The sequence below is a fragment of the Indolivaga alginatilytica genome (assembly GCF_003201355.1).
In the GTDB taxonomy this organism is placed as follows: Bacteria; Bacteroidota; Bacteroidia; order Bacteroidales; family Dysgonomonadaceae; genus Dysgonomonas_A; species Dysgonomonas_A alginatilytica.
Genome location: NZ_QICL01000044.1, coordinates 20,656 through 27,858, shown reverse-complemented (window position 1 = coordinate 27,858; position 7,203 = coordinate 20,656). Strand labels below are relative to the sequence as shown.

The following is a 7,203-nucleotide window of genomic DNA, read 5'->3' as shown; positions in this document are numbered from 1 at the left end:
GTACATAAGGGAGTATTAAATATTAGTTCTTTAGCGATTACTAAATTAATACTTCCTTTATATTTTAACTATTTTAAATTAGTCTAGACGACTTCTAATAGTACTGAGGCAACCTTTATTATACATTTCCAGTGTATTAACGCTATCCTTTTATCAAGAACCAGAAAATATCTAGATTATATTATTTATGCTATTTTACCGTTTGTTTATTTTTTCTTTGTTTGCAATCATTTTCATGCATTCTCCTGCAAAAGCGAATAACCCTGATTCTATATTATCGGTTATGAGCAATTCAGGAATTTCTTTTGAAGAAAAATATGCTTTATTAGCAGATATACAAACATTGCAACCAATGGAACAAATAAAAATTTTATCTGAATTTTTAAAGGAGTCTGAAGTCAGAAAAAATAATCGGATTATATGTGAGATATATTGTAAAATTGGTCATAGCAATTTGTTTCTAGGTAAAATGGAGCGTTCTAAGATGTATCTTGATTCGGCTTCTCTGTACATGAAAAAAATAAAGGATAATAATACTCTGGGATTATATAATTATATATGGGGAGATTATTACAATATGACTCTTGATGAAGTTAGGTCTCATCAGTTTTATTATAAAGCTATCGGGCATTACGAAAAATCGTCTCAAAATAATAAGAGGATAATAGACATATTCAGTAATATAGCTTTTAGTTATATTCAAAAGGGAGATACCGAAAATCTGAAAATAATTATAGACAGACTAACACCACTTGTTTCGAAGTCTAAAAATATTTCATCAGATGTAATATATATGCGTATAAAATCTTATTATTATGGCTTATTATATAATAAGAGTAAAGAATTAAAACCCGTAAGAGCATATCTTGACTCAGCTATTATCTATGGAGAAAGGATTATTAATTTTTACGAAACAGATAATAGTCACAAATTATATCCGGAAGATATTGCATATAGCTATATTGCCCTTGCAGGCAATTATTTGATGTTAGATAAAAGAGACTATAATAGAATAAATACACTGACCGATAAAGCATTATCGCTTTCATCTGCTGTCGATACAACTATGATTGTTAACTGCCTATGGATTAAAGGACAGTCTTTAAGAGGTGAAGGTAAAACAGAGGATGCAGAAATACTGTTTGAGAAGCAACTGGCGATTATGCAAAAGTGGAGTATTTCTGAAAATTTGGTGATGTATGCAGATTTATATAAAACATTATCTGAAGTCAATCTGTTGAAAGGCGATTATAAACAGGCTTTTTTATATAACAGGGAAGAGTCTGAATATAGAAAGCAAATTCTAGACAATGACAAATATAAAATAATATCCGATCTTCAAACAAAATATGAAACTGATAAAAAGGAACAAAGAATCAGGCTACAAAGCTATATTATATTATTTTTAGCTTGCCTTTGTATCTCCATTTTTATTGGTGCTTTTTTTGTTTTTCGTTGGCAGCGGTTAAATAAAAATATAGCTAAAAAACAACAAAAGATTATTAAACTAGAGAAGTCAGAAGCAAAACTACAGATTCAGAATGAGAGCGATAAAGAAGAAATACAAAAAGAGCAAGATGAATTTGTTATTCAACTGAACAATAAGATTAAAGAATTTCTAAAATATTGCCCAGATGATCAAAGAAGGTATTTAGAAAAACTAGAAGCTGTAGATCGAGATTCTATCTTCATTCTCAAAGGTAAAGGTTTGAAAAAAAGCCGAATACAATATTGTATTTGTTTTGCGATCGGAATGAAAAAAGAGCATATTACCGCCTGTTACAACATAGCAGACCAGACGATAAGGAAAAACCGTTCTAAAATAAAGGGGGATCTCGAACTTGAGAAAGATGATGATCTGGATATCTATCTTATCGATCTTTTTATGCTAAAATACTCCTAATGCCTGATTAATAAATTGTATCGAGCTTCATTTCTATTTTCAGACTATCAACTTTGGACGAATCTCCCGTGCTGTAAGAATCTCCGTTAATTTCATCTATCGGATAATCAGTTTTTTCCGAAGTAGGTATTATCAGAAACACAGCCAATATCAAAGCTGCAATTGATGCCGCTATTATTAAATATTTCCTGATCGGATTTTTTCGTTCTATTTCAATATGATTTGTTTCTATATTCTCTTCATCAAGTATTCTACCTAACTCTCTTAATTGCTTTAATTTTGTTTTGCAAGTATTACACAATAATATATGCTCTTGCATTGCAACTTCTTCTTCCTGTGACAAGGCATTAGAATAATAATTCCAAATATCTTTTTTGCTATATGGGCAATCTTTATTCATATTTCAATTGTTTTTTCAGTAATTCATAAAATCGAAAAATAATAGTTTTTTTTGCTCTGGATACGCCTTGTCGTATGTTATCTTCATCCTTTTTTAATTTTTCAGGCGAACAATACACACCGTACTTTTTTATGGCAATTTCGCGATATGACTCTCCTTCTGAATGTTGGATAAGCATATCCAGTTTATCTTCAATTCCTTTTGCAAGAGTATCATATACTCCTTTAGGTTTATTATAAAGTATGTTTATTAAGCCAAATTTTACTTCCTGCTCATTGTTTATATCAATATCGAAAAATGACAAGTCATTATAATCAGTGCTATCTCTGTCTTCTACATGTATTTCTGCAAAATCAGATATAGTAACATTCGTATTATTAATTAAATGTTCTTTTTTTTGAATATTTCTTAGGTTATTTAAATTGATTTTAGCTATATAATTTCTCAAATGCAATCCACTTTCAAAATCAGGAGCTTCGCCGGAAATTATTAAATTATATATTTTCTCATTCGATTTAATCCATGTATCGCTTCTCAAATCATCGCTGTTATTCTTATTGAAACAATAATATTTAATGACCAATCCGGCTATTTTATAGATTACATGCGAAGTTGTTTTCCATAAGTCACGATCATCTTTTTTCAACAAATCAATGAACTTATGGATTCCTATTGGATATTTTTGCAAACAAGTTTCATTAATCTTGCGTTCAAGCAATTCGGGTAATATGATCTGACTCTGTTGGTATTTATTCCAGTCCAATATTTCCGCTAAATATGTATGGGAAGCTTTAAATGCAATAGTATCCGGATTCGGGTCTAGATCTTTATCAATTGTTAGTACGTCTCTATGTTTTATTTGAATACGTTTTAGTATATCTTTTGAGATACTAAAAATCCATTCTTTGTAAATTTCTTTATCGGCAGAAAAGATATCAGGTATCTGAGGCAGAATATGTTCAAGATATAGTATTTCCAGCACCTCTTTTCTGAAATCGGTAAAAGGTGTATTTCCCCATTTCCGGAGTAACACATCGTTGCTAAAAAGAGTCTGTAGTATACTATTAACTGAATCAATTAAGTTAAATGTCGATAATTTATACCTCTCATTCTCTTTAATAACAATTTCCTCTATACACTCCTCAAACTGCACGTCTACTATTTTTTGTTTTTCACCGCTAAGATACGTTAAAATATAATATATTTGCATCCATGAGTTTACGTTTGTCGGTATTATTTATTTGCCTGTCCATTTTTACTAATACTATTGCTCAGGTTGATATTTTTTCTTCCATGGATTCTACATTTAATGCATATGTAAAAAACATGGACGATGAATATACCTCTTACACCGAAAAGATGGATGAGGATTTTTACAAATATTTAATGCAAGACTGGGATGCTTTTACTGTGCTTGATCCCTTGGAAGAAGAGTCCTATAGCAGTGAGCCCCAATTTAGCAATACTTTTCTTGTAAAGTCCGTGCCGTACCCTGTATATACTCCAAAAAAGAATGCTTTTTACGAAAAAATCTCTTTCAAATTCTTTGAGGAAAGAATCACACTGGAGATAGATGCTAAAATTCGGCTAAATTTGAAGTCTGCCTCCGAGCGTGAAGTTGCTGAAGGCTGGAAAAAACTGACTGATTGTGATTTTGGCAAAATAATTGAAGAGATCGGATTGATAAAAAGTAAATTACATCTTAACGATTGGGCTGTCTATTGTCTGGTACACCAAGTAGCACTCCAAATATTCCCTACAAAACAATATAATGAAAAAGCTCTATTTATATCTTTCATACTTGCCCATGCAGGTTATGACATTCGATTGGGACGAATAGAAGACAAATCAAACACTATACGAATGATAATTCTTTTACCTTTTAGAACAGATGTTTATAAAAATAAAAGGACTAAAATACTTGGGAAATACTATTATATAGAACCGCTATTGGAAAGCTTTGATGTAAATAAACTTGGAATATATAACGAAAATAAAATATATTCATACAAGAAGAACTTTGAACTGGCCAAAGCAGATATTAATCTATCTATCAACAGAACTCCTCTGTTAGGGTCAACAGTTATACAAAAAAGCATCGAAAATTCATCTGCAAAAACCATATCAAAAATAAGGTGGAAAAAAGGATTAACCGACTTTTATAATACTTATCCAAGGACTCTTCTTCCTATATATCTCAATACCCCTTTGAGTCCCGAACTGAAAGAATCACTATATGCAACATTAAAAGATCTGTTGAATGATAAAAATAAGAAAAAAGCAACACAAGAAATACTAAAATGGTTTTTCTATTCATTTCCTTACAAATCAGATGAAGTAGAAAGAACGTTTTTCGCAGAACAAACTGTCTTGTATGATTATAGCGATTGCGAGGATAGGGCTATTCTATTCGCACGTATTATAAAAGAACTCTTACAGCTAAATGTTGCTTTATTTGTTTTTGATGGGCATGTTGCTACAGGAGTTTGTTTCGAAACAGAAGTTTCAGGGTTTTCGAAATCTTTTAACGTTCTTAAATACACAATTTGCGACCCGTCCAGTAAAGTGTCCACAGTTGGCTATATAATGGATGAATATTCTAATAATAAGGTTACAATAGTCCCATTGCATTCAGTAAATTGATATATATTTGCATTTCATCTTAAATAAAAATGATGATACGTTTAACCTTTTTTATCGCCCTCTTTCTATTTTACTTACCCTGCATATATATACATGCGGATAATCCTATTCTAACTTCCGAGAAGCTAAAACCCGATTGGCTGGTGAATAATTTACCTGTACCTACAAACAACAGTTTCTATTATCAAAGAGTACAAGCGGAAGCTATAAGTTTAGATAACGCCCGTCAGGCTGCATTCAAACAACTTGTTAACTACATCGACCAAACTAACAATGTTAAAATAACGGGAGATATAGTGACTCGATCTTCTTCTCAGAAAAATAATACGGGGATAAATGAAAGTATCAATAATGAATATATATATACCTATAAAATTGAATCCGAGATTATGCAACTCAGATTTAGAAAAATTGACGAGTACTGGGAATTGATCAAGTCGGCTGAAGGTCATCAATTGTATCGTTACCACAGCCTTTATGCTATAAGCAATAATTTCGAAAATACTAATTTCGACAACGTAAGCTTTACTTACAAATATGGGGGGCATGCATTATGGCGTTCGGCAATAGTACCTGGCTATGGACAGATATATAAAGGAAACGTAACAAAAGGGGTATGTATAATTGGCGGTGAGGTACTGTTTATCGGCGGAATTATATTTACTGAAAATTCGAGAGCCAATTACAGACGTAAGGCAAAAGAAACATACGATATAAATAAAATCAGAACTTATACCGATAAAGCCGATAACTATGAAACAGCCCGTAACATTTTTATTGGTGGTGCTGTGGCGTTGTATATCTATAACTTGATCGACGCAGTTGCAACAAACGGCAGAAAGAAAACACTTGTAAGTAAAAATATTCATTTTTCGCCAACTGTTACCTCCGAATATAGAGGGGTATTGTTGAATATTAATTTCTAATTATAGACGATTCCGAAGAACAAATATGAAAAAAAAGAAACATATTCTATTCTGTATTTTAATATTCATGCTCACCTCCTGTATGAAAACGGAGCCGGATATATATGGGAGTATTTACGGGTTTGTAACAGATGCCGAAACATCCCATCCTATACCGGCAGCTGAAGTTACATTATCGCCTACAGGGAAGACGGCAGTTACAGGCGATGACGGCAGATATGAATTCATTAATTTAGAGGCCGGACAATATTCGATCCAAGTGAAAAAGTCCAGATTTCAGACTAATAAAAAAAGTTTAACAGTAAATCCGGGGTCTGTTACTCAAGCCGACGTAGTATTGCAAATCGAGAATGGAAGCCTTTACATAGAAAATCCACAGATTAATTATGGAACAAGTGCGAATCAAAGCATTCTCAATATAAGCAATAGAGGAGGAAATAGTTTGGAATGGAATATTACAAAAGATTGTGAATGGGTATCGGAGATTATTCCCTCAACTGGAACTATTCCAGCCAATTCGAGCACATCTGTCCTTGTAAAGATAGACAGGAATAAATTATCTGATTCGCAAATAGCCGAAACTACATTGATTGTATCCTCAAATGGGAGGAATGTCGAAATAGCAATCAGTGTAAACAAGACTTCGGGACAGAATCCCCCGATTGCGATTACTGACGGTTTACTCACTTACTATAACTTTGACGATAACAGCATAATTGATTTATCGGGATATGGAAATAACGGACGAACTGTAAATTCTCCTGAATTTATATCTGATGCTCCTAATGGTAAAGGAAAGTGTCTTTCATTGAAAGCAGCTAAGAATGAATACCTTGTTATTCCAGCCAACCCCTTAGCTAAAACCGAAATCTATACTACGTTACACGAATATTCTGTCTCCTTTTGGATCAAAGATTTTGAGAGTGGAATGATATTCTCTTTAATAAATACCCATGAGACTTCATCTCTACCCTATTTTTATACTCAAAATGACTCTTTCTTTATCGAAATAAAAGAGAATGGATTATCAGAAGTAATTAATTTGGGGCAAGGTGCTAGTAGTTATAAGGATGGAATATGGCATATGATAACATATACTACCAATAAGGGGGTACAAGAATTATATATTGATTCAAAAAAGTTTTCTGAGAAAAATGCAATATATTACAATTACCAACTAATTGCAAAAAACTCTATTCATTTTGGTGGGGATGGAGGATTTTCTAATTACCGTAAACCAATGAATATGAAGATAGATAATATTCGTATTCATAATAAACAACTGACATCTGAGGAGGTTACGATTATTTACAATGCTGAAAAATAAGATA

Annotated in this window: 6 protein-coding genes; 4 read left to right on the top strand and 2 right to left on the bottom strand. The window is 32.2% G+C overall.

Going from position 1 to position 7,203, the window contains the following annotated elements:
* Positions 1-187: 187 nt before the first annotated feature.
* The gene (locus CLV62_RS20140) at positions 188-1,903 is read left to right on the top strand and encodes a tetratricopeptide repeat protein (RefSeq protein ID WP_110312570.1); all 1,716 of its coding nucleotides are present in this window, start codon (positions 188-190) and stop codon (positions 1,901-1,903) included.
* A 7-nt stretch (positions 1,904-1,910) separates the two neighbouring features.
* Here the strand turns inward: CLV62_RS20140 and CLV62_RS20135 are convergent, their stop codons facing one another.
* Together CLV62_RS20135 and CLV62_RS20130 are read right to left on the bottom strand one after the other, a co-directional pair.
* Positions 1,911-2,303 (bottom strand): hypothetical protein, encoded by a 393-nt coding sequence (locus CLV62_RS20135; RefSeq protein WP_110312569.1) that lies wholly within the window; start codon positions 2,301-2,303, stop codon positions 1,911-1,913.
* Positions 2,296-3,513, bottom strand: coding sequence for a hypothetical protein (locus CLV62_RS20130; protein ID WP_110312568.1), 1,218 nt, complete (start codon positions 3,511-3,513; stop codon positions 2,296-2,298). The genes CLV62_RS20135 and CLV62_RS20130 overlap by 8 nt, the downstream gene beginning before the upstream one ends.
* 2 nt (positions 3,514-3,515) lie before the next feature.
* Between CLV62_RS20130 and CLV62_RS20125 the strand changes: the two genes are divergently transcribed.
* The 3 genes from CLV62_RS20125 to CLV62_RS20115 are packed head-to-tail and all read left to right on the top strand — an operon-like array spanning position 3,516 to position 7,199.
* Complete coding sequence (locus CLV62_RS20125; protein ID WP_110312567.1) at positions 3,516-4,946, top strand: hypothetical protein; 1,431 nt, start codon at positions 3,516-3,518, stop codon at positions 4,944-4,946.
* Positions 4,947-4,975: 29 nt separating this feature from the next.
* Positions 4,976-5,872 (top strand): DUF5683 domain-containing protein, encoded by an 897-nt coding sequence (locus CLV62_RS20120; protein WP_146212809.1) that lies wholly within the window; start codon positions 4,976-4,978, stop codon positions 5,870-5,872.
* A gap of 25 nt (positions 5,873-5,897) precedes the next feature.
* A complete protein-coding gene (locus tag CLV62_RS20115) occupies positions 5,898-7,199 on the top strand; it encodes a carboxypeptidase regulatory-like domain-containing protein (RefSeq protein WP_110312565.1) in 1,302 nt (433 codons plus the stop codon).
* Positions 7,200-7,203 lie beyond the last annotated feature (4 nt).

Bases quoted from the DNA above. Each gene is read 5' to 3' on its own strand.
- CLV62_RS20140 (WP_110312570.1), top strand. From the start codon at position 188: ATGCTATTTTACCGTTTGTTTATTTTTTCTTTGTTTGCAATCATTTTC.
- CLV62_RS20135 (WP_110312569.1), bottom strand. From the start codon at position 2,303: ATGAATAAAGATTGCCCATATAGCAAAAAAGATATTTGGAATTATTAT.
- CLV62_RS20130 (WP_110312568.1), bottom strand. From the start codon at position 3,513: ATGCAAATATATTATATTTTAACGTATCTTAGCGGTGAAAAACAAAAA.
- CLV62_RS20125 (WP_110312567.1), top strand. From the start codon at position 3,516: ATGAGTTTACGTTTGTCGGTATTATTTATTTGCCTGTCCATTTTTACT.
- CLV62_RS20120 (WP_146212809.1), top strand. From the start codon at position 4,976: ATGATGATACGTTTAACCTTTTTTATCGCCCTCTTTCTATTTTACTTA.
- CLV62_RS20115 (WP_110312565.1), top strand. From the start codon at position 5,898: ATGAAAAAAAAGAAACATATTCTATTCTGTATTTTAATATTCATGCTC.